This is a genomic window from Streptomyces sp. NBC_01260, from assembly GCF_036226405.1.
GTDB classification, from domain to species: Bacteria; Actinomycetota; Actinomycetes; order Streptomycetales; family Streptomycetaceae; genus Streptomyces; species Streptomyces laculatispora.
In genome coordinates this window covers 4,592,208-4,614,935 of sequence record NZ_CP108464.1, presented here as the reverse complement: position 1 = coordinate 4,614,935, position 22,728 = coordinate 4,592,208, and the positions used below count along the sequence as shown (strand labels likewise).

Here is a 22,728-nt window from a genome sequence, read left to right as displayed (position 1 = left end):
GTTACGGCTCCTCGGGAGTGGGGTGGGTGGTGCTTGCTGGTGCGCAGTCTGCTGCCCCGGCCGGGCGTACGGGGCCGAACGCCTCGGTATCCGTCCGACGGAGGACCAGCTGCCGGTCGGGGGTGAGCCGTACGACGAGGTGGCGGCGCCAGCTCTCGTCGTCGCGCTCGGGCCGGTCCTCGCGCCAGTGGCAGCCGCGGGTCTCCTCGCGGCTGCGTGCGGCGGCGACCAGGACACGGGAGACCAGGAGCAGGTTGGTGGCCTCCCAGGCCTCGACGCCGGGCACCGCGAGCTTCGGCTCGGCCGCCCCGGCCTTCAGGGCCGCGCTGCGGTGCAGGTCCTCCAGTTCCTCGGCGGCGGTGGCGAGGCTGTCCGCGGAGCGCAGGACGCCGGCGCCGCGGGTCATGATGCGCTGGATCGTGCCCCGGGCCTCGGGGGCGAGCAGCGGCGAGGTCACCGGGTGCGTGACGACGGCCTCGGCGCCCGCGCGGGGGCGGTCCGCGACGATGTCGGCCGCGATGCGCTCGGCGAACACCAGCCCTTCGAGGAGCGAGTTGGAGGCCAGCCGGTTGGCGCCGTGCACCCCGGTGCAGGCGACCTCGCCGCAGGCGTACAGGCCGGGGACCGTCGTACGGCCCCGCAGGTCGGTGCGGATGCCGCCGGAGGCGTGGTGCGCGGCCGGGGCGATGGGGACCGGCTCGGTGACCGGGTCGATGCCGTGCGCCCGGCAGGCCGCCAGGATGGTGGGGAAGCGCTGCTCCCACATCTCGGCGCCGAAGTGACGGGCGTCGAGGTACATGTGCTCGGTGCCGTGCAGCTGCATCTGGCGGATGATGGCCTTGGCGACGATGTCACGCGGGGCCAGTTCCGCCAGTTCGTGCTGCCCGACCATGAAACGCGTGCCGTGCGCGTCGACGAGGTGGGCACCCTCGCCCCGTACCGCCTCCGACACCAGGGGCTGCTGGCCCTCGGAGCCGGCGCCGAGGAAGAGGACCGAGGGGTGGAACTGGACGAATTCGAGGTCCGCGACCTCCGCGCCGGCCCGCAGCGCGAGTGCCACGCCGTCGCCGGTGGAGACGGGCGGGTTGGTGGTGGCGGAGAAGACCTGGCCCATGCCGCCGGTGGCGAGGACCACCGCGGGGGCGTGGACCGCGCCGACGCCGTCGTGCTGGCCCTCGCCCATGACGTGCAGGGTGACGCCGGCCGTACGGCCTTCGGCGTCGGTGAGCAGATCGAGGACCAGGGCGTTCTCGACGGTGTGCAGGGCGGCCGAGCGGACGGCTTCGACCAGGGCGCGGGAGATCTCCGCGCCGGTCGCGTCGCCGCCCGCGTGGGCGATGCGGCGGCGGTGGTGGCCGCCCTCGCGGGTCAGCGCGATGTCGCCGTCGTCCGTGGTGTCGAAGTGCGCGCCGATCCCGATCAGCCGCCGCACGGCGTCGGGGCCCTCGGTGACGAGCGTGCGCACCGCCGCCTCGTCGCACAGGCCCGCGCCCGCGACCAGAGTGTCGTCGAGGTGCTGCTCGGGGGTGTCGCCCTCGCCGAGGGCGGCGGCGACGCCGCCCTGGGCCCAGCGGGTCGAGCCGTCGTCGAGCCGGGCCTTGGTGACGACGACGGTGGCGAGGCCCGCGGCGGCGCAGCGCAGTGCGGTGGTGAGGCCGGCCACGCCGGAGCCGACCACCACGACATCGGCGTCGATGGACCAGCCGGGGGCGGGGGCGGTCAGCCGTATTCCGGTCACGTGGTGGCTCCGAAGGTCAGCGGGATGTTGTCGATGAGCCGGGTGGCGCCCACCCGGGCGGCGACGGCGAGTACCGCGTCACCGGCGGTGCGGTCGTCGGGGATCTCGGTGAAGTCCGCCGGGTCCACGAGCGCCACGTAGTCGAGGTCGAGCGGGGGCTGCTCGGCCGCCGCGTCGTCCAGGACCGCGCGGGCGGCGGCGCGCACGGCGGCCGGTCCGCCGTCCGGCCTGGCGCGGGCGACCGCCTGCGCGTCGGCGGCCAGCCGGGCCTCGCCGAGCCGGGTGAGCCCGGCGGCCCGGTCACCGCTCGACCCGCCGGCCAGCGCGCGGGCGTGCAGCGCCTGCTGGGCGGCGAGCCGGTCGCGGGCGGCGAACAGGGCCCGGGACAGCGCGAGGGCGGTGTGGCGCTCGTACGCGTCCAGGAAACGGTTGCGGCTGGAGAGCGCGAGGCCGTCGGGCTCCCGGGCCGTCTCCACCCCCACGATCTCCACGGGGAAGTTCAGATCGCGCACCATGCGGCGGATCAGCGCCAGCTGCTGGGCGTCCTTCTGCCCGTAGAACGCGAGGTCCGGGCGGGTGAGGTGGAGCAGCTTGGCGACGACGGTGAGCATCCCGTCGAAGTGCCCGGGGCGCGAGGCCCCTTCGAGGCGCTCGCCCATCGGACCGGCCGAGATCCGGACCTGCGGTTCCCCGCCGGGGTAGACCTCGTCGGCGGACGGGGCGAAGACCACGTCGCCGCCGGCCGCGCCCACGAGGGCGAGATCGGCGTCGAGGGTGCGGGGGTAGCGCTCCAGGTCCGCGGCCTCCCCGAACTGGAGCGGGTTGACGAAGACCGTGACGACGACCTGACCGGCCGGGCCGACGGCCGCGCGGGCGGCGCGGATGAGCGAGGCGTGGCCCTCGTGCAGGGCGCCCATCGTCATCACGGCGGCGCGCTCGGGGCGGGTCCGGGGGGCGCCTGCGGCGTTGCCGGCGGTCACGGCCGGGGTGTACGCGTCGAGCTCCGCGGCGGTGCGGAGCAGGGTGGCGGCGGGGTCGGTCATCGGGACTCCTCCGGTCCGGTGCGGCCGCCGTCGGCCAGGACGCCGAGCAGGTCCTCGGCGAGCTCCGGCTTGAGCATGCCGTGGGCGAGCGCGCGGTCGGCGGTGGCGCGGGCCATCGCGACGTACCCGGCCACCGTCTGCGGGGCGTGGGTGCGCAGTTCGCCGATGTGCGCGGCGACCGTACCGGCGTCGCCGCGGGCGACCGGGCCGGTCAGGGCGGCGTCACCGGAGCGCAGGGCGTTGTCGAGCGCGGCGCCGAGCAGCGGGCCGAGCATCCGGTCGGGGGCGGCGACCCCCGCCGTGCGCAGCAGCTCCATCGACTGGGCGACCAGCGTGACCAGGTGGTTCGCGCCGAGGGCGAGAGCCGCGTGGTAGAGCGGGCGGGACTCCTCGGCGATCCACTCGGGTTCGCCGCCCATCTCGATGACGAGCGCCTCGGCCGCGAGCCTCAGCTGTTCGGGGGCGGTGACGCCGAAGGAGCAGCCGGCCAGCCGCTGGACGTCCACGGAGGTGCCGGTGAACGTCATCGCCGGGTGCAGGGCGAGCGGCAGGGCGCCGGCCCGCAGCGCGGGGTCCAGCACCTTCGTGCCGTACCGCCCCGAGGTGTGCACGATCAGCTGCCCCGGCCGGACCGCGCCGGTCTCGGCCAGGCCCTCGACGAGGCCCGGCAGGGCGTCGTCGGGGACGGTCAGCAGGACGAGCTCGGCGCGCGCCAGGACCTCGGCGGGCGTCACCATGGGGACGTCGGGGAGCAGGTCGGCGGCGCGGCGCACCGAGGCGTCGGAGACGCCGGAGACGGCGACCGGGCGGTGTCCCGCGAGCCGCAGGGCCGCGGCCAGTGCGGGGCCGACGCGGCCCGCGCCGACGACGCCGACGGTGAGGCGGGCGGGGCGGTCCCTCGCGTCGAGGGGCTCCTTGGGGGCTGTTGTATTCACGCGGCAGGTGCCTTCCGTTCCAGTCCGCGGGGGGTACCGGACGATTTCTCTGCATGCTACGCCAGCGTTTCGTCCGGCTCCCGACTGTCCACAGGCTGTGGGAAACCCGACTGACCGGGCCGGTCGGACAGGGGGCAGACGGGGGTTCGAATAACCCGTGGGCGGGAGCCCGGTTCTGCGTGATGATCGTCCCATGGCAGACATGAACGAGCAGGCGCGCGACGAAGCGGCGGACGAGGCACCGGGCCCGGACGGACCCCAGGACGCGGGCCAGTTCCCGCGGATCCGCCGGATCACCGCGTGGCAGCGGGCCGAGCGGACCCTGTGGCGGGCTCCGATGGACCGCTCACTCGGCGAGCAGCTGGCCGCGCTGGCCGCCGACGCCGGCGCACTCACCGATCTCGGGCAGCCCGTGGACATCTACGGGGACGGCGTGGTCGCCGAGCTGGAGCAGCGGATCGCCGAGGTGCTGGGCATGGAGGCGGTCGCGTTCTTCCCGACCGGGACGATGGCCCAGCAGGCCGCGCTGCGCTCCTGGGCGGGGCGCAGCGGCAACCCGACGGTGGCGCTGCATCCGCTCGCCCACCCCGAGATGTACGAGCGCGGCGCGCTGTCGGTGGTGAGCGGGCTGCGTACCGTCCACCCCACGTCCGAGCCCCGGCTGCCCACGGCGGACGAGATCCGCGACTTCGACGAGCCGTTCGGCACCCTGATGCTGGAGCTGCCGCTGCGGGACGCGGGCTTCGTCCTGCCCACCTGGGAGGAGCTGGAGGCGGTGGTGGCGGCCGCCCGCGAACGCGATGCGGTGGTCCACTTCGACGGGGCGCGGCTGTGGGAGTGCGCGACGCACTTCGGGCGGGAGCTGCCGGAGATCACGGCGCTCGCGGACAGTGTGTACGTGTCGTTCTACAAGACCCTCGGCGGGATCTCCGGGGCCGCGCTCGCCGGTTCCGCCTCGCTGATCGAGGAGGCCCGGACCTGGCGGCACCGGTACGGGGGCCAGCTCTTCCAGCAGTTCCCCGCGGCGCTCTCCGCCCTGAGCGGCCTGGAGCGGGAGCTGCCGAAGCTGCCGTCGTACGTGGCCCACGCGCAGGTGGTGGCCGAGGCGCTGGCCGAGGGCTTCGCGGAGGCCGGTGCCGGGTGGTTCCGGGTGCATCCCGACCCGCCGCACACGCACCAGTTCCAGGTGTGGCTGCCGTACGCGCCCGAGGTCCTGACGGAGGCGTCGGTGCGGCTGGCGGAGGAGACGGGCACGGCGCTCTTCCGCATGTGGCAGCCGGCCGGCGCCGGGCCCCCCGGAATCTCCTGCACGGAGGTCACCGTGACCGAGTCGGGGCTGACGTGGACGGCGGCGGACGTGAAGGCGGCCCTGGGCGACTTCCTGAAGCTGGTGGCCGAACAGGAGCGGCTCGCCCGGCAGGAGTGAGGCGCGCCCGGCGGGCCCCGATTGACGCCGGCCGTCAATCGGGGCCCGGCCCGCCCCGCTCACCCCGCACCATGGAGGGGTGAGCGTGACCATCGACATCACGGGGCTGGACCCCGGGCGCATCGTCTTCGAGACCTCCCCCCTCGCCGAGCTGGGGCTCGCCCTGCACGCGCTCTCCGAGCCGGGGCACCACCCGGGCCTGCACGGCTGGGCGACGGCCACCACCACGGCGCTGGAGCCGGATCTCGCCGACCGGCTGCACGAGGCGGAGTTCCTGTGGCGGAACACGTTCTCGGACATCTTCATGCCGTTCGCGGGGGTCCGCGGCGGCAACGGCAGGACGGGCGCCTGCCTCGCGGAGGACCTGGACATCCTCGACCGGCTGGACGACGAGCGCTTCGTCGCCGCGGCCCTGGAGTTCACCTGCGCCACCCAGTACGGGACCGGCGCGCCCTCGCCCCTCGTCAACGCCGGGATGCGGGCCCGCGCCCTGGACATGGCGGCGGCGCGCGGCCCGCAGCAGGTGGAGTTCACCCAGCGGCTGCTGACCGACCCCGCCTCCGTACGCCGCTGGACACGGCGCCTCTTCGAGGACTGCGACCAGGCGTTCTTCGCGGACACCTGGCGCCGCACGCGGGTCCAGCTGGTGGCCGACGCCCGGCACAAGACGGACCTGCTGCGGCACAGGGGGCTCGGCGAGGCGATGGGCGCGGTGTCCACCGCGGTCTCGCTCGACGCGGCCGGGGACCGGATCCGCATCGACAAGCTGACCGAGGGCTCGACCGACGCCACCGACCCGGCCGTGGGTCCCGGGATCACCTTCATCCCGACCAGCTTCGGCTGGCCGCATCTGACGGTGCTGCACGCGCCGGGCTGGCGCCCGGTGATCCACTACCCGGTGCACCGGCCCGAGCTGCCCTCCCCCGCCTCCGTCGAGCTGCTGCAGCTGAGGATGGAGGCGCTGGCCCACCCGATGCGGATGCGGCTGTGCCGCAACATCGCGCGCTCCCCGTACACGACCGGGGAACTCGCCGATACACACGGCATCACGGCACCCGAGGTCTCCCGCCATCTCACGGTGCTCAAGAAGGCCGGTCTGATCACGACCCGGCGGCGCGGCCGGTACGTACTGCACCAGCTGGACCTGACCGTCGTGGCGCGGCTCGGCAGCGACTTCCTGGAGGGCATCCTGCGCTGAGAGGCTGTCGGGTGACCTCCGACCGGCGGTCGGAGGTCACCCGACAGCCTCTGAGGCGCGCGCCCGCGCTCAGCCCGCGCCGCCGCCCGCGCGCACCAGCCCGGTCTCGTAGGCGAGGACGACGACCTGCACCCGGTCCCGCAGGCCGAGCTTGGTCAGGATGCGGCCGACATGCGTCTTCACGGTCGCCTCGGAGAGCACCAGCCGCGCGGCGATCTCGCCGTTCGACAGGCCCTGCGCCACCAGCAGCATCACCTCACGCTCCCGTTCGGTGAGCTTGGCGATGTCCTTGTGCCGCGGTTCGGCCGTACCGCTCGGCAGCATCGGCGAGAAGCGGTCGAGCAGCCGGCGGGTGGTGGACGGCGCGACGACCGCGTCACCGCTGTCCACGGAGCGGATCGCGGCGAGCAGTTCGCCCGGCGGCACGTCCTTGAGCATGAAGCCGCTGGCCCCGGCCTTCAACCCGGAGAACGCGTACTCGTCGAGGTCGAACGTCGTCAGGATGAGCACCTTGGGCGCACCGGGCTCCGCGCAGATGCGGCGGGTGGCCTCGACGCCGTCCAGCCTCGGCATCCGCACATCCATCAGCACGACGTCGACCGCGGTGGACCGGAGGTTCTCGATCGCCTCCACGCCGTCGCCGGCCTCCGCGACGACCTCCATGTCCGGCTGCGCGGCCAGCACCATCCGGAAGCCGGTACGCAGCAGCATCTGGTCGTCGACGAGCATCACGCGGATCGCCATGGGGTCCCTGTCTCCTGATTCGTTCTGCGGTCGGCCTCGGCGGGCAAGGCCCTAGGTGGCCGGTTTGAGCGGCAGCAGTGCGCTGATCCGGAATCCGCCGCCGGGGCGCGGCCCGGCGTCCAGCGTGCCGCCGACCATGCCGACCCGCTCGCGCATGCCGATCATCCCGTGGCCCGCGCCGTCGGCGCCGCCGTCCTCGTACAGTTCGTGCGCGGCGCCCCGGCCGTCGTCCTCCACCAGCAGGCCGAGGCCGTCGTCGAAGTACACCAGCCGCACACTGGCCCCGGCGTTCGGGCCGCCGTGCTTGCGCGTGTTGGTCAGCGCCTCCTGCACGATGCGGTACGCGGTCAGCTCGACGCCGCTGGGCAGCGGGCGCGGCGTGCCCTCGATCTTGAAGTCGACGGCCAGACCGGACTGTCTGACCTGGTCGACCAGGTCCTCGATCTGCTCGACGTCGGGCTGCGGGACGTACTCCCCGCTCTCGCGCACGTCTCCCGTCCTCAGCACACCGAGCAGCCGCCGCATCTCCGCGAGCGCCTGCCTGCCGGTGCTGGAGATCGTCTCCAGCGCCTGCCGGGCCTGGTCGGGTGCCGCATCCATGACATAGGCGGCGCCGTCGGCCTGCACCACCATCACCGAGACGTTGTGCGCGACGACATCGTGGAGTTCCCGGGCGATACGGGCCCGCTCGGCGGCCACCGCGACCTTCGACTGCGCCTCGCGCTCCCGCTCCAGCCGGGCGGCGCGCTCCTCCAACTGGTCGAAGTAGGCCCGCCGGGTCCGCATCGAGTCACCGAGCACCCACGCCAGCACGAACGGCACCGTCATCACGATGACGATGAACCCCTTCTGCGCCCAGCCGCCCGGCTGCTCGTTCGGCCAGCGGAGCTGGGCGAGCCCGGCCGCGCACAGGCTGCACGTCAGGGCGAGCCGGGACGCCCAGCGCTCGCCGACGGTGGCCACCGTGAAGGTGATCACCAGCATGGCGAAGTTCGCGGTGGTCGGTCTGACCCCGAACACCAGCTGGACGACGCCCATCGCGATCGCGAGCAGCAGCATCTTCTCGGGTGCGCGGCGGCGCAGTGCGACGACGACGCTGAGACCGATGATGACCGGCACCACGGCGAAGCGCTCACCGGCGCCGCGCCCGGCACCGCCCGCCACAATGGTCACGCCGGAGAGCCCGAGGAGGAAGACAGCCCAGAAGCTGTCGACGCCCGTCGGGTGTCTGCGGATGAAATCGTAGAGGCGCTGCACGTAGCCCAGCGTAGGGACAGCCGACAGGTGAGTGGGTCAGCCAAAGGGCCGATCCGGGTCCGGAGACCGTACTCCCCAAGGTGGAGACTTGGATATGTGACGGATGACTGGCGCGGGTGGCAGGAGGCGGCCGAGACCGCTTTGTACGGGGACGGGGGGTTCTACCGGAGCCCCGAGGGGCCCGCGGGTCATTTCCGTACCTCCGTGCACGCTTCCGGGCTGTTCGCCACGGCCGTCGCCCGGCTGCTGGTCAGGACGGCCGGCGAGCTCGGAACCGGTTCGGTGGACCTGGTGGATCTGGGGGCAGGGCGCGGAGAGTTGTTGACGGGAGTGCTCGCCGCGCTGCCGGCACAGGGCGGCGGCGGTCTCTCGGTACGGGCGTACGCCGTGGAGCTCGCCGCGCGGCCCTGCGGTCTGGACCCACGGGTGGAGTGGTGCGCGCAGCCCCCGCGGGGCGTGCGCGGGCTGCTGTTCGCCAACGAGTGGCTGGACAACGTGCCGACGCCGGTCGCCGAGACTGATCCGGACGGCGTCGACCGCTACGTCCTGGTCCGGCCGTCGGACGGTACGGAGCGGCTGGGCGAGCCGGTGAGCGGGGCCGACGCCCGGTGGCTGAGCCGCTGGTGGCCGTCGGCGGGACCGGGCAGCCGGGCGGAGATCGGCCGCCCGCGCGACGAGGCGTGGGCGCGTGCGGTGTCCACGCTGTCCGGCGGGCTCGCGGTCGCGGTGGACTACATGCACCTGCGGGAGGCCCGGCCGTCCTTCGGCACCCTGACCGGCTTCCGGGCGGGGCGCGAGGTGCGCCCGGTGCCGGACGGCAGCTGCGACCTCACCTCGCACGTGGCGCTGGACGCGTGTGCGGCGGCGGGCGGCCCGGCCGCGGAGATCCGCACCCAGCGCGAGGCGCTGCACGGGCTGGGCATCAGCGGCGGGCGCCCGCCGCTGTCCCTGGCGACGAGCGACCCGGCCGGCTACCTGCGGGCCCTGGCCGGGGCCGGTGAGGCGGCGGAGCTGACCGAGCCGGGCGGCCTGGGAGGCTTCGGCTGGCTGACGCAACGGGTGTGACGGAGTCCGCGGCCGCAGCGGCTTAGTCCCCGGCCCGGCCGCAGGGAATACTGTCCCGCATGACGGAGACCACAGTCGGCATCGGCGGCGCGGCGGAGAGCACCGACATGGTGCTCAACATCGGCCCGCAGCACCCCTCCACGCACGGCGTGCTCCGGCTGAGGATCGTCCTGGACGGCGAACGCGTCCAGCACGCCGAACCGGTCATCGGCTATATGCACCGCGGCGCGGAGAAGCTCTTCGAGGCCCGCGACTACCGGCAGATCGTGATGCTCGCCAACCGCCACGACTGGCTGTCGGCGTTCTCCAACGAGCTGGGCGTCGTGATGGCCGTCGAGCGGATGCTCGGCATGGAGGTCCCGGAGCGCGCGGTCTGGACCCGTACCCTGCTGGCCGAGCTGAACCGGGTCCTCAACCACCTGATGTTCCTCGGCTCCTACCCGCTGGAACTCGGCGGGATCACCCCGGTGTTCTACGCGTTCCGGGAGCGCGAGGAGCTCCAGACCGTGATGGAGGAGGTCTCCGGCGGCCGGATGCACTACATGTTCAACCGGGTCGGCGGCCTCAAGGAGGACCTCCCGGCGGGCTGGCTCGGCCGCGCCCGGGACGCCGTCGCCTCGGTCCGGTCCCGGATGGACGTCTACGACAAGCTGGTGCTCGGCAACGAGATCTTCCGGGGCCGTACCCGCGGGGTGGGCGTGCTGTCGGCCCGCGCCGTGCACGCGTACGGGGTGTCCGGGCCGATCGCCCGCGCCTCGGGCGTCGACTTCGATCTGCGGCGCGACGAGCCCTACCTCGCGTACGGGGAGCTCCAGGACACCCTGAAGGTCGTCACCCGCACCGAGGGCGACTGCCTGGCCCGGTTCGAGTGCCTGCTGGACCAGACGCACAACGCCCTGGACCTGGCGGACGCCTGCCTGGACCGGATGGCGGACCTGGCGCCCGGTCCGATCAACCAGCGGCTGCCCAAGGTGCTCAAGGCCCCCGAGGGCCACACCTACGCCTGGACCGAGAACCCGCTCGGCGTCAACGGCTACTACCTGGTGTCCAAGGGCGAGAAGACCCCGTACCGGCTGAAGCTCCGCTCGGCCTCGTTCAACAACATCCAGGCGCTCACCGAGCTGCTGCCCGGCACCCTGGTCGCCGACATGGTCGCGATCCTGGGCTCGCTGTTCTTCGTCGTCGGCGACATCGACAAGTAGCCCGGCCCGCGGCGGCGGGAGAGCAAGGCTCCCCGCCGCTACGAGATCGCGCTGCGCAGCTCCGCGACGTCCAGTTGTTCGGTCTCGTCGTGCGCGGTCAGGTCGATGACCTTGCCGACGGCCCGGTTCTCGGCCGCGCCCGTGCGGTGCGCGGCGAGTGCCTCCTCGCCCACCACGTCGGCGAGGTCCTCGTTCTGCACGGACTCGATCGCGGCGTGCGCCTTCTGCGTACCGAAGAAGTCGAAGCTCCCCTGCGGCACCAGGTGGCGGCGGGCCGCCGCGTACGGGACGACCGCGCTGGCGGCCGGCACGGCGCGCCGGGCGGGCAGTGACTGGGACTGGGCCTGCCGGGGCGGCGCGGGCAGGGCGGCCGCCGGGCGGCGGTGCTGCCCGTCGCCCGTGGCACCGGCGTGCGCGGCCGCCGCGTGCTTCCCCTGCCGCTCCTCCGCCTCCCGGGCCCGCTCCGCGAGGTCGCGCTTCCTGGCCTGCTCGGCGGTGCGCCGCGCCTCCTGGAGCGCCCCGTTGCGCGTGAGGTCCTCCAGCGCCTGGGCGGCGCGCAGATATCCGGCCGGCGTCGGGGTGCTGCGCGCGGCGGGCAGTTCGCGGGGCGGCGCGGCCGCCTCCAGGGCGAGCTGGCGACGGCTCTCCAGCACACTGGCGCGCTCGGTCTCGGCGTTGGCGTACCGGCGCAGCAGCGCGGCGTGCTCGCCACGGAGCCCGGCGAGCTCGACGCGCTTGCGGCGCAGCTTCGTCTCCAGACGGGCGCGCAGTTCGCGCGCCTCGTCCAGATCGGCCTCGATCTCCGCTATGCGTTCCTCGGCCCGCCACTCGTCGCCGGCGCGGGCGCGGGTCAGCTCCGCGACGCGACGGCCGGCCTCCCGGTCCCAGCTGCGCATCAGATACGCGCCGGTGAGGGCGGCGGCCGCCGCGGCGGCGACGAGCGCGCGCAGGGCCAGGGGTTCGGCGAGCAGCCAGGCTCCCGCGGCACAGAGGACCGAGGCTCCGGCCACGACCGAAGGCGGAAGGATTCTGTGCAGAGGTGGCGAATGGCGATGGCGTCCACGTGGCATGGCCTGAAATTTACCGTGCGTACGGGCTGCTTGGGGGGCCGCCCGGCAATCTGTTCCCCGCCGGTTACCTGACGGCCCCCGAAACACTCACTTCCGCTCCCGCGCAGGGACTTCCCGTACGCCTTACGGGGCCCCTTCCGAAGCTCCTCCGCGAGCCTTCGCTACTTCTTGATCAGACCTTTCGACTGAAGGTATTCCTTGGCCGCGTCCTCGGGCTTGGCGCGCTCGGCGTCGACCTTGCGGTTCAGTTCCGCCAGGTCCTCGGTGGTGAGTGCGCCGGTGAGCTTGCCGAGCGCGTCGGCGATGTCCTGGGCGCCCGCGTCCTTGGCATTGAGGACCGGCAGAATGTTGTCCGCGTTCTGGAGCTTCTTGTCGTCCTCCAGGAACACCAGGTCGTAGGTGTCCAGCACACCGTCCGTGGTGGTGGTGAGGACCAGCTGGTCCTTGCCGTCCTTGACCGCCTGCTTGGACTGCGGGGTGCCGACACCCTTGGGGTCGATGCCGGTGACGTCGATGCCGTAGGTCTTCTTCAGTCCGGGTGCGCAGAACGGCCGCACCTCGCACTCGTCGCCCGCCGCGATCTTCACCTTCACCTTGGAGGCGCCGAGGTCCGAAAGGGTCTTGAGCTTGTTCTTCGCGGCGAATTCCTTGGTGACCGCGAAGGCGTTCTGGTCGAGCGCCTTACCCGCCGGCAGCACCTTCAGTCCGCGCGGCGTCGCCAGCTTCTCCAGTGCGGCGACCGTGGCCGCGGTGTCGCCCGAGGCGACCGGCTTCTCCTCGGGCGCCTTCGCCCCGTTCGCCTTGGCGTTGAGGAATTCGGCGATGGTCGCGGCGTATTCGGGTACGACGTCGATCTCGCCCTTCTCCAGGGAGGGTTCGTACAGTTCGCGGTTCTTCACGGTGGTGACCGAGGTGCTGTATCCGGCGTCGGCCAGGATCTGCGCGTACAGCTCCGCGAGCACCTTGGACTCGGTGAAGGCGGCGGCGCCGACGACGAGCGAGCCCTTCTTCGCGGAGTCGTCGCCGCCGGCCGGTCCACCCTTGTCCTTCTCCAGGCTGTCACCGCCGCAGGCGGCGAGCGAGCCCGCCAGCGCGACGATGCCGATGACCGCGCCGGCTATGCGCGAGGTCTTGCTCATGTTGTTCTCCGTCCAGGGCAACAGGGCCACATGCGATATGCGATGTCGGATACGAAACGGGCCGGGCTCACACCGTCCGGCGGCGGCGAAGCGGTGACAGCATCCGGTCGAGGGCGACCAGCACCGTCTCCACCAGCAGGGCGAGCCCGGCGACCAGCAGGGCCCCCGCGACCACCTGCGGGGTGTTGTACGTGTTGAAACCGGCGGTGATGATCCGGCCGAGACCGCCCTGGCCGACCATCGCGGCGATCGTCGCCGTGGCGACCACCTGGACCGCGGCCGAGCGCAGCCCGGTCATGATCATCGGGTAGGCCAGCGGCAGTTCGACGCGTACGAAGAGCTGGCCGCCCGACATGCCCATCCCGCGCGCGGCCTCCGTCACCGAACGGTCCACCTCGGTCATCCCGACGTAGGCGTTGGTCAGCAGCGGCGGTACGGCGAACAGCACCAGGGCGATGATCGTCGGGACATAGCCGCTGTTGCGCAGCGGCGAGACCATGAAGAGCGCCAGCACCGCGAAGACCGGGACCGCCCGCCCCACGTTGGAGATGTTGACGGCCAGCGCGCCGCCCTTCCCGATGTGCCCAAGGAAGAGCGCGACGGGCAGCGCTATGGCGCAGGACAGGGCGAGCGCCACCCCGCTGACGTACAGATGCTCGGAGAGCCGGTGGGACACCCCGCTCTCCCCTGACCAGTTGGCGCCGGTGGTGAGCCAGGTCCATGCCTCGCCGAGAACTCCCATGGGTCAGACCGCCTTCGCCGTGCCGGCCGTGTCCACGGCGTCGTGGGTCCTTGATATGCGGGTCCACGGGGTCAGCAGCCGCTGCACGCAGAGCAGCAGCAGGTCCGCGACGACCGCGAGCAGTACGCAGAGCACCGAGGCGGCCAGCACCTGGGCCTTGAAGAAGCTCGGCAGCGCGTCGTCGATGAGGTTGCCCAGGCCGCCCCGGCCGACGATCGAACCGATCGTCGTCAGCGCGATCGTGGAGACCGTGGCAATCCGTATCCCGGCCATCAGTGCGGGCATCGCGAGCGGCAGCTCCACCTCCCACAGCAGCCGGGCGGGCCCGTAACCCATGCCCCGCGCGGCTTCCTTCGCCTCCTCGGGTACCGCCTCCAGACCCGCCAGGATGTTCCGCACGAGAATGGTCAGCGAATACAGCACCAGGCCGGTGACGACCAGCGCCGCGGAGAGTCCGAAAAGCGGCAGCAGCAGCGAGAACATCGCGAGCGAGGGCACGGTGTAGAGCACCGTGGTCAGCCCGAGCACCGGTCCGGCGAGGCGCCGGCTGCGGCGGGCGAGCAGTGCCAGCGGGAATGCCACGGCGACCCCGATCGCCACCGAGACCGCGGTGATCCAGATGTGCTGGACCGTGGCATCGGTCAACTCCTGGCTGCGGGAACGGAGATACTCCCCGCAGATCCAGTCGTTCGTCACCAGGCAGTTCTGTGCGGCCATCTTGTCCCCCACCTCCCGATCGCCCACTCGTACTGATGTCCGGCGAGCCTATCCTCGACCACTGACAATCACGGAAGCCGTTGTATTCCAGCAACACGTCCTTCACAAAACACGCGCCACAATGGGGAACCATGATCCGTTTCGAGCACGTCACCAAGCGGTATGCGGACGGCACCACCGCCGTCGACGACCTTTCCTTCGAGGTCGCCGAGGGTGAACTCGTCACGCTCGTCGGGCCATCGGGGTGCGGCAAGACGACCACCATGAAGATGGTGAACCGGCTGATCGAACCGACCGAGGGCCGGATATTCCTCGACGGGGACGACATATCGGCCATCGACCCCGTCCAGCTGCGGCGGCGTATCGGCTACGTGATCCAGCAGGTCGGTCTGTTCCCGCACAGAACGGTCCTGGAAAACACCGCTACCGTGCCCCATCTCCTCGGCTGGAAACGCGGAAAGGGCCGCGAACGTGCGGCGGAACTCCTGGACCTGGTCGGACTCGACCCTTCCGTTTATGGTGACCGATATCCGGAACAGCTGTCCGGAGGTCAGCGCCAACGCGTGGGCGTGGCAAGGGCGCTGGCCGCAGACCCGCCCGTACTGCTGATGGATGAGCCTTTCGGCGCGGTCGACCCGGTCGTCCGGGAACGGCTGCAGAACGAATTCCTCAAGCTTCAGGCGCAGGTCCGCAAAACAGTGCTGTTCGTCACGCACGACATCGAGGAGGCCGTCCGCCTCGGCGACCGCATCGCCGTCTACGGCCAGGGCTCGATCGAGCAGTTCGACTCACCGGCCACCGTGCTCGGCGCCCCCGCCACCGGCTATGTCGCCGATTTCGTCGGCGCGGACCGCGGGCTCAAGCGGCTCTCGGTCACCCCCATCGAGGAGAGCGACCTCGACCAGCCCCCGGTCGTCCACCTCGACGACCCGCTGGCCACGGCGACCGAACGGCTGCGCGCCCAGGGCGCGCGCTGGGCCGTCGTACTGGACGGCGAGGACCATCTGCACGGCTGGATCCCGGCCGGTGACGCGCTCACCGCCACCCAGGGCACGGTCCGGGAGCACGCCCGCCGGATGGAGGCCTGGCTGCCCGTCGGCGCCCCGCTCAAACAGGCGTTCGCCACCATGCTCCAGCACGACGCCGGCTGGATCGCGGTCATCGACAAGGAGAGCGCGGGCCGGTTCCTGGGCGTGCTCACCCCGGCCCGCCTCCATGAGGCGCTGCGCCGGTCGATCGACGCGGACGACCGGGCCGTGCCGCGCGCCGAGGTGGCCGTGGAGAGCGTGGAGAGCGTGGCCAAGACCGCGGGGCCGTGAGCGCGGGGCCGCGGGGCGGCCGGACCGGGGTCAGTTCTCGCTGAGCCGGCTGCTCATCCACTCCAGGGCGGCGGGAATCTCCCGGCGCCAGGTGTTGAAGTTGTGCCCGCCGCTGCCGAGCACGATCGACGAGGCCTGCGCGGGCGACCTCACCTTGGCCAGGAACTTCCGCGTGTCGGCGTAGTTCGCCTCGCCGTGGCGGGACGTCGTCACCAGGAAGGACGAGTCGGGCATCGGCCGGTGGTCCAGGGTCCACAGCAGGTCGGCGTGGTCGCGTGCCCGCTGGTCGCCGTGGAAGAGGTCACCGGTCGTCGGGTCCTCGGCCGCCCTGTAGTAGGCGGAGAGCCCCGCGCTCGCCGTGAACCGGCCCGGGTGGTGCAGCCCGATCTTCAGGGCGCAGTAGCCGCCGGTCGAGTTGCCGATGACGCCCCAGTTGCGGGCCCGCTTGCCGACCCGGTAGGCGGCCGAGATGGCCCGCGGCAGGTCCTGCGCGAAGAACGTCTCGGTCTGCGGACCCCCCTTTATGTCCACGCACTCGGTGTCCCGCGGCGGCGCCAGCGTCGGCCGCAGCATCACCAGGATCATCGGCTGCGACCGCCCCGCTTTCACCTGATCGAGTGCCGTGCGCGGGTACCGCAGCCCCTTGAGGAGGTTCTCCGAAGTGCCCGGGTAGCCCGTGAGCACCACGACCGCGGGGAATTTCCGCCGGGCGTAAGCCTCCTGGAAGTACTCCGGCGGCAGATACACGTACGCCGAGCTCTCGATCTTGGAGTGCCGCCCCGCGATCACGACCTTGTCGATCCGGCCGCCCCTGGTGGGCAGCGATCCGCCCGGCACATCGGGCCGCTGCGTCCCCACCCGGACGATGTTCTTCGCGGCCAGGGTCCCGGAGGCACGGTCGGTGACCACGCCCAGTTCCTGCTTCTGGCCGAACAGGTCCGCCCAGGAGCCGTAGAAGAGGAACGAGTTGTTGGCCAGCAGGCCGACCGAGGCGAAGACCGCTAGCTGGGTCGCCAGCAGCAGGCCGACCCTGCCGAACACCATGGGCACACTGCGCCGGGCGAACCGCGGCCAGAGCCAGATCGTGACGGCGAACAGCACGACGGCGAGCGCGATCGCCAGGATCAGCACTGCCTTGCCGGTAAGGCCCATGGCGGTTGAACTTTCTTGTCAGGAAATTTCCGGGATGCGGGTGAACCCACAGCCCGGAAGGCTCGTCCTAGAGGTCGCACATCGTCCGCAGGGCTCCGGCCGACGGACTCCAAGAATCTCTCGCGGAACCACGGGAAACCATGTCTGTCACGCTAGATGGGGATAAATCGGGATCGGTTCCGAATAGCGCACGCAAGTTCGTGCGCGGACCGCGACCAGAAACCGTACCGGTGCTCGTCGGCACCGCCTGCACCGTAGTCGGCCTGATCGATGTCGCCTCCGGGGTCTTCCCGCGCTTCCGCCACAGCCGGATGCACACCCTCGCCGAGGTCCTCCCCGGCGCCCTCGGCCCCTTCGCCGCCGCGCTCTCGCTGAGCGCCGGCGTCCTGCTGCTGCTCCTGGCCCACGGCCTCAAGCGGCACAAGCGACGGGCCTGGCGGGCGGCCGTCGTGCTGCTCCCGGCCGGTGCGCTGTCCCAGTTCCTCTACCGGCACTCGCTGCTGGGCGCGGTCGTCTCACTGACGCTGTGCTGTCTGCTGGTACGTCATCGGAGTGAATTCGCCGCGCTCCCCGACCCGCGCAGCCGCTGGAGGGCGCTGGCCAACTTCGTCCTCCTCGGCGCGGGTTCGCTCGGCCTCGGCCTGGTCATCGTCAGCGTCCACCCCGGCCGGCTGGTCGGGAACCCCAGCATCGCCGACCGGCTCCAGCACGTGCTGTACGGCCTGTTCGGCTTCGAAGGCCCGGTCGAGTACGCCGGTGTCACCTCCTGGACCGTGGGGTACTCGCTCGGTGCGCTCGGCCTGCTGACCGCCGTCACCACCATCTACCTCGCGTTCCGCCCCGAACATCCTGCCGCCCGCCTCACCGAGGACGACGAGGTCCGGCTGCGCGCGCTGCTGGAGCGGCACGGCCGCCGTGACTCGCTCGGCCACTTCGCGCTCCGCCGCGACAAGGGTGTGGTGTTCTCCCCCAGCGGCAAGGCCGCCGTCTGCTACCGGGTGGTGTCCGGGGTGATGCTGGCCAGCGGCGACCCGATCGGCGACGTGGAGGCGTGGCCGGGCGCCATCGAACGGTTCATGGACGAGGCCAGGGCCCACTCCTGGACGCCCGCCGTGATGGGCTGCAGCGAGACCGGCGGCGAGGTCTGGACCCGCGAGACCGGCCTCGACGCCCTGGAACTCGGCGACGAGGCGGTGGTGGATGTCGCGGATTTCTCCCTCGCCGGACGTGCGATGCGCAACGTACGCCAGATGGTGAAGCGCATTGAGCGCGGCGGGTACGAGACCCGGGTCCGGCGCGTGGCCGACATCGGCGAGGCCGAGCTGGCCCGCATCCGGCGGGCCGCGGCCGACTGGCGCGGCACCGACAACGAGCGCGGCTTCTCCATGGCGCTCGGCCGGATCGGCGACGGCGCCGACGGGGACTGCTTCATCGCCACCGCCCACAAGGTCGACGAACAGAGCGCCGAATCCCCGTACGGCGATCTGAAGGCCGTGCTCCACTTCGTCCCGTGGGGCACCGACGGGATGTCCCTGGACCTCATGCGCCGCGACCGCGCCGCCGACCCCGGGATGAACGAGTTGCTGATCGTCGCCTCCCTCCAGGCCGCACCGCGGCTCGGCATCACCCGCGTCTCGCTGAACTTCGCGATGTTCCGCTCCGCGCTGGCCCGCGGCGAGAAGCTGGGCGCCGGACCGGTGCTGCGGATCTGGCGCGGACTGCTGATCTTTCTGTCGCGCTGGTTCCAGATCGAGTCGCTGTACAAGTTCAACGCCAAGTTCCGGCCACGCTGGGAGCCACGTTTCGTGGTCTACCGCACCGCCCGCGATCTGCCCCGGATCTCACTGGCGGCCATGCAGGCCGAGGGGTTCGTCAACTTCGCGCTCCCCCGTCCGCTGGCCCGCAGGCTGCCGCAGAGCGGACGGCGTCCGTGCGCGCACGCGCCGGCCACCGCCGGGGAGCACAGCGCCCACGCGGCGTGAGGGGCCGCCGAACAGGGCACGGCGTCCGGGACGGAGCCTGTCCCGCTCGAACGAAGTCGAGAGCCCGGCAAAGGAGCTGTCGGGGCGTTCCGGTATCGCCGCGGGGTGCCGTGCCGGGCGCCGCGACCCCGGCCCTGACCCTCCGGACAGGCTCTAGGCTGGGCGTATGAGTACGTTGCGTGGACGAGGCACGGTCCAGGGCCTGCCGGAGTGGGACCGCTGCGCGGTCATGGGTGTCGTCAATGTGACCCCCGACTCCTTCTCCGACGGGGGCCGCTGGTTCGACACCACGACGGCCGTCAAACATGGTCTCGACCTGGTCGGCGAGGGCGCCGACCTCGTCGATGTCGGCGGTGAGTCGACCCGCCCCGGCGCCAGCCGGGTGGACGAGTCCGAGGAGCTGCGCCGGGTGGTCCCGGTGGTCCGGGGCCTGGTCTCGGAAGGGGTCACGGTCTCCGTGGACACCATGCGGGCCCGGGTCGCCGAGCAGGCCGTCGATGCCGGAGCGGTCCTCGTCAACGACGTGAGCGGCGGCCTCGCCGACCCGGACATGGTCCCGGTCGTCGCCGCCGCCGCGGTGCCCTTCGTCGTCATGCACTGGCGCGGCTTCAGCGAGTCCATGAACAGCCGGGCGGTCTACGGGGACGTCGTCGCCGAGGTCGTCGAGGAGCTGCGGGTCCGGATGGACGCCGTGGTCGCGGGCGGTGTCGCGGCCGAACGGATCGTGATCGACCCCGGTCTCGGCTTCGCCAAGGACGCCGGCCACGACCTCTCGCTCATCGCCCGCCTGGACGCGCTGCACGACCTGGGCCGCCCGCTGCTGGTCGCCGCGTCCCGGAAGCGTTTCCTGGGCCACGTACTGGCCGGAGCGGGCGCCGCCCCGCCGCCCGCCCGCGAACGCGACGCGGCCACCGCCGCGATCTCCGCGCTCTCCGCCCGCGCCGGTGCCTGGGCCGTCCGGGTCCACGAGGTACGGGCCACCGCCGACGCCGTACGCGTCGCCCGCGCCGTCGAGGGAGCCGCGTGAACGAGTCGCGGGACGAGCACGCGGACGCGGCCGCCGACATCGAGGCGGTCGAGCAGGCGAACACCGCCTTCTACGAGGCGATGGAGCGCGGGGACCTCGACGAGCTCACCGCCCTCTGGCTGCCCGGCGAGGACCTCACCGTCTCCTGCGTCCACCCCGGCTGGCCGGTGCTCACCGGCCGCGGCGAGGTGCTGCGCAGTTACGCCCTGATCATGGCGAACACCGAGTACATCCAGTTCTTCCTGACCGACGTCGGGGTCTCCATGACGGGCGACACCGCCCTGGTCACCTGTACCGAGAACATCCTCAGCGGCGGTCCGGCCGAGGAGGGCAGCTCACTGGGGCCGCTCGTGGGGCAACTGGTGGTCGCCACCAATGTGTTCCGGCGCACTCCGGACGGCTGGAAGCTCTGGTCCCACCACGGCTCGCCCGTTCTGGCCGAAACCGGTGAGGAAGAGGACGAAGAGTCCCCCACCTGAATGGGTACAAGCCCGGTGGAGGCTCGAAAAGCAGCTCCCAGGGATTGGAATCGGGCGCATCCGGGTATCAGCGGCTACCAGCCCCGTGCGGTCCCCCGCGGCCCCCACGGGCGAGTGCTGTCGGTGCTCGCAGGTAGATTCCAATGAGGGCAGGACGCCGCCCGCACGCGGCCCGTGCCCCTACGACCAACAACAGCAGGAGTGATTCGCGTGGATCGTGTCGCGCTGCGCGGCCTCAAGGCCCGTGGGCACCATGGCGTCTTTCCCCGGGAACGGGAAGAGGGACAGACGTTCATCGTGGACCTGGTGCTCGGCCTCGACACCCGTCCCGCGGCAGCCGCCGACGACCTGACGAAGACCGTGCACTACGGCGTGGTCGCGGAGGAGGTCGTCGACGTCGTCAAGGGCGAACCGGTCGATCTGATCGAGACGCTCGCGGAGCGCATCGCCCAGCAGTGCCTCAAGCACGAAGGCGTCGAGGAGGTGGAGGTCGTGGTGCACAAGCCGGATGCGCCCATCACCGTCCCCTTCGACGACGTCACCATCACCATCACCCGGAGCCGAGCATGACTGCATTTTCTACCGAGGGGCAGAGCGACCCGACCGTACAGCCGGTTCCCGCCTCCGTGGTCGAGCAGGTGGACGCCGCGGACATCACCCTCTCCAACCCCAAACGCGCCGTGATCTCCCTGGGCTCCAATCTCGGCAACCGCCTGGAGACCCTGCAGGGCGCCATCGACGCCCTGGAGGACACCCCCGGCCTCCGGGTCAAGGCGGTCTCCCCGGTGTACGAGACGGAGCCGTGGGGCGTCGAGGCCGGCTCCCAGCCGTCGTACTTCAACGCGGTGGTCGTCGTGAAGACGACGCTGCCCCCGTCCTCCCTGCTGGAGCGCGGCCAGGCCATCGAGGAGGCCTTCGACCGGGTCCGGGAGGAACGGTGGGGTCCGCGCACGATCGACGTCGACATCGTCGCGTACGCCGACCTGGTCTCCGACGACCCACTGCTCACCCTCCCGCACCCGCGGGCCCGCGAGCGCGCCTTCGTCCTCGCCCCGTGGCACGACGTGGATCCCGCGGCCCAGTTGCCCGGCGTCGGCCCGGTGGCCGATCTGCTGGCCGGTGTCGGCCGCGGCAGCGTACTGCCCCGGGCCGACCTGGAACTCCGGCTGCCCGAGTAGTCGTTAGGCTCACAGGAACAGCAGGACGGATCACAGGCGGCGAAGGGCGGCTCACCCGGTGAAGCAACTACGGCTCGGAGTACTGGCCGGCCTCTTCGTCGGCGCCGGGGTGCTGTCCTGGGGCGGCGCCCGCCTCTGGGACGCCCTCGGCACCCTGCCGAGCGTGCCGCTGGCCGCGCCCATCGTGCTCGCCGTGATCGCCGTCGTCCTGCTGGCGACGGCGCTCTCCATCCGCTCCCGGCTGCGCGCCCAGCGTGAGCGCCGGCCGGGCGCGAAGGGCGTCGAACCGCTGATGGCGGCCCGCGCCGTGGTCTTCGGCCAGGCCAGCGCCCTCGTCGTCGCCCTCGTCTCGGGGATGTACGGCGGCACGGGCGTCTTCCTGCTCGGCTCCCTCGACATGCCGGCCCGCCGCGACCAGGCGATCTACGCCGGCTTCGCGGTCCTGGCCGGCATCGCGGTCATCGCGGCGGCCCTGTTCCTGGAGCGCGTCTGCAAGCTCCCGGACGACGAGGACGACAACAAGAACGCGGCGGGGGCCTAAGGGCGTGCAGAGCATTAACTTGCGTGTTGTAGCCCTTGACACCGCTGCTCAAGCAGGGTGTTCGACAGCAAGTTGTTTACCGGCACGCCCTAAGGGCTGTCCCGCAATTCCCGGCGGGCGCGCGACGACAGCTACGGCACCTCGCCGCGTTCCCAGGATCCGCCGGGGTCAGCGCGCCATGATCAGGCTCATGGCCTCGGCACGCGTCGCGGGGTCACGGAGCTGGCCGCGTACCGCCGAGGTCAGCGTCTTCGCACCGGGCTTGCGGATACCGCGCATCGACATGCACATGTGCTCGCACTCCACGACGACGACGACGCCGCGCGGCTCCAGGATCTTCATCAGCGAGTCGGCGATCTGGGTGGTGAGCCGCTCCTGGACCTGCGGCCGCCGGGCGTAGACGTCCACCAGCCGGGCCAGCTTCGACAGACCGGTGATCTTGCCGCTGGTCGCCGGGATGTACCCGACGTGGGCCACCCCGTGGAACGGCACCAGGTGATGTTCACAGGTGCTGAACACCTCGATGTCCTTGACCAGCACCATCTCGTCGTGGCCGAGGTCGAACGTGGTCGTCAGGACGTCCTCGGGCGTCTGGTACAGGCCCGCGAATATCTCCTTGTACGCCCGCGCCACCCGCCCCGGGGTCTCCCGCAGCCCTTCCCGGTCCGGGTCCTCGCCCACGGCGAGGAGGAGCTCACGTACGGCCGCCGCGGCCCGCTTCTCGTCGAACTCGCCGATCGAATCCTGGCCGTCCAGCGTCACCGGGTCGGTCAT

At 72.1% G+C, this 22,728-nt stretch carries 22 protein-coding genes; 11 read left to right on the top strand and 11 right to left on the bottom strand.

Annotated features, from left to right (window positions below):
* Position 1 precedes the first annotated feature (1 nt).
* From OG322_RS20630 to OG322_RS20620, 3 genes are read right to left on the bottom strand one after another with little or no spacing between them, the layout of a single operon-like run.
* A complete protein-coding gene (locus OG322_RS20630; RefSeq protein WP_123460046.1) occupies positions 2 to 1,738 on the bottom strand; it encodes an L-aspartate oxidase in 1,737 nt (578 codons plus the stop codon).
* The gene (gene panC, locus OG322_RS20625) at positions 1,735 to 2,781 is read right to left on the bottom strand and encodes a pantoate--beta-alanine ligase (protein WP_123460047.1); all 1,047 of its coding nucleotides are present in this window, start codon (positions 2,779 to 2,781) and stop codon (positions 1,735 to 1,737) included. Before panC ends, OG322_RS20630 begins: the two co-directional genes overlap by 4 nt.
* Positions 2,778 to 3,716 (bottom strand): Rossmann-like and DUF2520 domain-containing protein, encoded by a 939-nt coding sequence (locus OG322_RS20620; protein ID WP_123460048.1) that lies wholly within the window; start codon positions 3,714 to 3,716, stop codon positions 2,778 to 2,780. The genes panC and OG322_RS20620 overlap by 4 nt, the downstream gene beginning before the upstream one ends.
* A 193-nt stretch (positions 3,717 to 3,909) precedes the next feature.
* Here OG322_RS20620 and OG322_RS20615 point away from each other — a divergent pair, with 193 nt between their 5' ends.
* Both OG322_RS20615 and OG322_RS20610 read left to right on the top strand, forming a co-directional pair.
* Positions 3,910 to 5,142: a threonine aldolase family protein gene (locus OG322_RS20615; RefSeq protein ID WP_124284299.1), complete on the top strand. Its 1,233-nt coding sequence runs from the start codon at positions 3,910 to 3,912 to the stop codon at positions 5,140 to 5,142.
* A gap of 85 nt (positions 5,143 to 5,227) precedes the next feature.
* Complete coding sequence (locus tag OG322_RS20610; protein ID WP_124284300.1) at positions 5,228 to 6,340, top strand: DUF5937 family protein; 1,113 nt, start codon at positions 5,228 to 5,230, stop codon at positions 6,338 to 6,340.
* A gap of 69 nt (positions 6,341 to 6,409) precedes the next feature.
* Here the strand turns inward: OG322_RS20610 and OG322_RS20605 are convergent, their stop codons facing one another.
* Both OG322_RS20605 and OG322_RS20600 read right to left on the bottom strand, forming a co-directional pair.
* On the bottom strand, positions 6,410 to 7,084 hold the full coding sequence (locus OG322_RS20605; protein WP_123460051.1) for a response regulator: 675 nt from the start codon (positions 7,082 to 7,084) through the stop codon (positions 6,410 to 6,412).
* 51 nt (positions 7,085 to 7,135) lie between these two features.
* The gene (locus tag OG322_RS20600) at positions 7,136 to 8,341 is read right to left on the bottom strand and encodes a sensor histidine kinase (RefSeq protein ID WP_123460052.1); all 1,206 of its coding nucleotides are present in this window, start codon (positions 8,339 to 8,341) and stop codon (positions 7,136 to 7,138) included.
* A 96-nt stretch (positions 8,342 to 8,437) separates the two neighbouring features.
* Here OG322_RS20600 and OG322_RS20595 point away from each other — a divergent pair, with 96 nt between their 5' ends.
* On the top strand, positions 8,438 to 9,406 hold the full coding sequence (locus OG322_RS20595; RefSeq protein ID WP_123460053.1) for an SAM-dependent methyltransferase: 969 nt from the start codon (positions 8,438 to 8,440) through the stop codon (positions 9,404 to 9,406).
* Positions 9,407 to 9,465: 59 nt separating this feature from the next.
* Positions 9,466 to 10,608, top strand: coding sequence for an NADH-quinone oxidoreductase subunit D (locus tag OG322_RS20590; protein ID WP_123460054.1), 1,143 nt, complete (start codon positions 9,466 to 9,468; stop codon positions 10,606 to 10,608).
* A gap of 38 nt (positions 10,609 to 10,646) precedes the next feature.
* On the opposite strand, the gene OG322_RS20585 is transcribed toward OG322_RS20590, so the two are convergent.
* The 4 genes from OG322_RS20585 to OG322_RS20570 all read right to left on the bottom strand — a co-directional run bounded on the left by OG322_RS20585 (position 10,647) and on the right by OG322_RS20570 (position 14,276).
* Complete coding sequence (locus tag OG322_RS20585; RefSeq protein ID WP_329306779.1) at positions 10,647 to 11,678, bottom strand: hypothetical protein; 1,032 nt, start codon at positions 11,676 to 11,678, stop codon at positions 10,647 to 10,649.
* Positions 11,679 to 11,839: 161 nt separating this feature from the next.
* Complete coding sequence (locus OG322_RS20580; RefSeq protein WP_123460055.1) at positions 11,840 to 12,817, bottom strand: ABC transporter substrate-binding protein; 978 nt, start codon at positions 12,815 to 12,817, stop codon at positions 11,840 to 11,842.
* A gap of 67 nt (positions 12,818 to 12,884) precedes the next feature.
* Positions 12,885 to 13,559 carry an ABC transporter permease gene (locus tag OG322_RS20575; RefSeq protein ID WP_124284301.1) on the bottom strand — a complete coding sequence of 225 codons (675 nt, stop codon included), beginning with the start codon at positions 13,557 to 13,559 and terminating at the stop codon, positions 12,885 to 12,887.
* Between the two features lie 3 nt (positions 13,560 to 13,562).
* On the bottom strand, positions 13,563 to 14,276 hold the full coding sequence (locus OG322_RS20570; protein WP_124284302.1) for an ABC transporter permease: 714 nt from the start codon (positions 14,274 to 14,276) through the stop codon (positions 13,563 to 13,565).
* Positions 14,277 to 14,407: 131 nt separating this feature from the next.
* Between OG322_RS20570 and OG322_RS20565 the strand changes: the two genes are divergently transcribed.
* Positions 14,408 to 15,595: a betaine/proline/choline family ABC transporter ATP-binding protein gene (locus OG322_RS20565; protein ID WP_329306778.1), complete on the top strand. Its 1,188-nt coding sequence runs from the start codon at positions 14,408 to 14,410 to the stop codon at positions 15,593 to 15,595.
* A 30-nt stretch (positions 15,596 to 15,625) separates the two neighbouring features.
* Here the strand turns inward: OG322_RS20565 and OG322_RS20560 are convergent, their stop codons facing one another.
* Positions 15,626 to 16,747 carry an alpha/beta hydrolase gene (locus tag OG322_RS20560; protein WP_123460058.1) on the bottom strand — a complete coding sequence of 374 codons (1,122 nt, stop codon included), beginning with the start codon at positions 16,745 to 16,747 and terminating at the stop codon, positions 15,626 to 15,628.
* Positions 16,748 to 16,887: 140 nt separating this feature from the next.
* Between OG322_RS20560 and OG322_RS20555 the strand changes: the two genes are divergently transcribed.
* The 6 genes from OG322_RS20555 (at position 16,888) to OG322_RS20530 (ending at position 21,954) form a co-directional block, all read left to right on the top strand.
* On the top strand, positions 16,888 to 18,729 hold the full coding sequence (locus OG322_RS20555) for a phosphatidylglycerol lysyltransferase domain-containing protein (RefSeq protein WP_185095310.1): 1,842 nt from the start codon (positions 16,888 to 16,890) through the stop codon (positions 18,727 to 18,729).
* Between the two features lie 166 nt (positions 18,730 to 18,895).
* On the top strand, positions 18,896 to 19,756 hold the full coding sequence (gene folP / locus OG322_RS20550; protein ID WP_123460060.1) for a dihydropteroate synthase: 861 nt from the start codon (positions 18,896 to 18,898) through the stop codon (positions 19,754 to 19,756).
* The gene (locus OG322_RS20545; RefSeq protein ID WP_123460061.1) at positions 19,753 to 20,235 is read left to right on the top strand and encodes a nuclear transport factor 2 family protein; all 483 of its coding nucleotides are present in this window, start codon (positions 19,753 to 19,755) and stop codon (positions 20,233 to 20,235) included. The genes folP and OG322_RS20545 overlap by 4 nt, the downstream gene beginning before the upstream one ends.
* 210 nt (positions 20,236 to 20,445) lie before the next feature.
* Positions 20,446 to 20,805, top strand: a complete 360-nt coding sequence (folB, locus tag OG322_RS20540; RefSeq protein WP_024493348.1) for a dihydroneopterin aldolase — start codon at positions 20,446 to 20,448, stop codon at positions 20,803 to 20,805.
* Positions 20,802 to 21,413 (top strand): 2-amino-4-hydroxy-6-hydroxymethyldihydropteridine diphosphokinase, encoded by a 612-nt coding sequence (folK, locus tag OG322_RS20535; RefSeq protein WP_123460062.1) that lies wholly within the window; start codon positions 20,802 to 20,804, stop codon positions 21,411 to 21,413. Before folB ends, folK begins: the two co-directional genes overlap by 4 nt.
* Before the next feature lie 58 nt (positions 21,414 to 21,471).
* Entirely contained in the window at positions 21,472 to 21,954 is a 483-nt protein-coding gene (locus OG322_RS20530; RefSeq protein WP_123460063.1) for a DUF3180 domain-containing protein, read from the top strand.
* Between the two features lie 168 nt (positions 21,955 to 22,122).
* Here the strand turns inward: OG322_RS20530 and folE are convergent, their stop codons facing one another.
* Complete coding sequence (gene folE, locus OG322_RS20525; RefSeq protein WP_123460064.1) at positions 22,123 to 22,728, bottom strand: GTP cyclohydrolase I FolE; 606 nt, start codon at positions 22,726 to 22,728, stop codon at positions 22,123 to 22,125.

Excerpts from the sequence above, each read along its gene's own strand:
- OG322_RS20575 (WP_124284301.1), bottom strand. The coding sequence starts at position 13,559 with ATGGGAGTTCTCGGCGAGGCATGGACCTGGCTCACCACCGGCGCCAAC.
- folK (WP_123460062.1), top strand. The coding sequence starts at position 20,802 with ATGACTGCATTTTCTACCGAGGGGCAGAGCGACCCGACCGTACAGCCG.
- OG322_RS20555 (WP_185095310.1), top strand. The coding sequence starts at position 16,888 with ATGTCTGTCACGCTAGATGGGGATAAATCGGGATCGGTTCCGAATAGC.
- OG322_RS20585 (WP_329306779.1), bottom strand. The coding sequence starts at position 11,678 with ATGCCACGTGGACGCCATCGCCATTCGCCACCTCTGCACAGAATCCTT.
- OG322_RS20615 (WP_124284299.1), top strand. The coding sequence starts at position 3,910 with ATGGCAGACATGAACGAGCAGGCGCGCGACGAAGCGGCGGACGAGGCA.
- folE (WP_123460064.1), bottom strand. The coding sequence starts at position 22,728 with ATGACCGACCCGGTGACGCTGGACGGCCAGGATTCGATCGGCGAGTTC.
- OG322_RS20560 (WP_123460058.1), bottom strand. The coding sequence starts at position 16,747 with ATGGGCCTTACCGGCAAGGCAGTGCTGATCCTGGCGATCGCGCTCGCC.
- folP (WP_123460060.1), top strand. The coding sequence starts at position 18,896 with ATGAGTACGTTGCGTGGACGAGGCACGGTCCAGGGCCTGCCGGAGTGG.
- OG322_RS20570 (WP_124284302.1), bottom strand. The coding sequence starts at position 14,276 with ATGGCCGCACAGAACTGCCTGGTGACGAACGACTGGATCTGCGGGGAG.
- panC (WP_123460047.1), bottom strand. The coding sequence starts at position 2,781 with ATGACCGACCCCGCCGCCACCCTGCTCCGCACCGCCGCGGAGCTCGAC.
- OG322_RS20580 (WP_123460055.1), bottom strand. The coding sequence starts at position 12,817 with ATGAGCAAGACCTCGCGCATAGCCGGCGCGGTCATCGGCATCGTCGCG.
- OG322_RS20565 (WP_329306778.1), top strand. The coding sequence starts at position 14,408 with ATGATCCGTTTCGAGCACGTCACCAAGCGGTATGCGGACGGCACCACC.
- OG322_RS20605 (WP_123460051.1), bottom strand. The coding sequence starts at position 7,084 with ATGGCGATCCGCGTGATGCTCGTCGACGACCAGATGCTGCTGCGTACC.
- OG322_RS20590 (WP_123460054.1), top strand. The coding sequence starts at position 9,466 with ATGACGGAGACCACAGTCGGCATCGGCGGCGCGGCGGAGAGCACCGAC.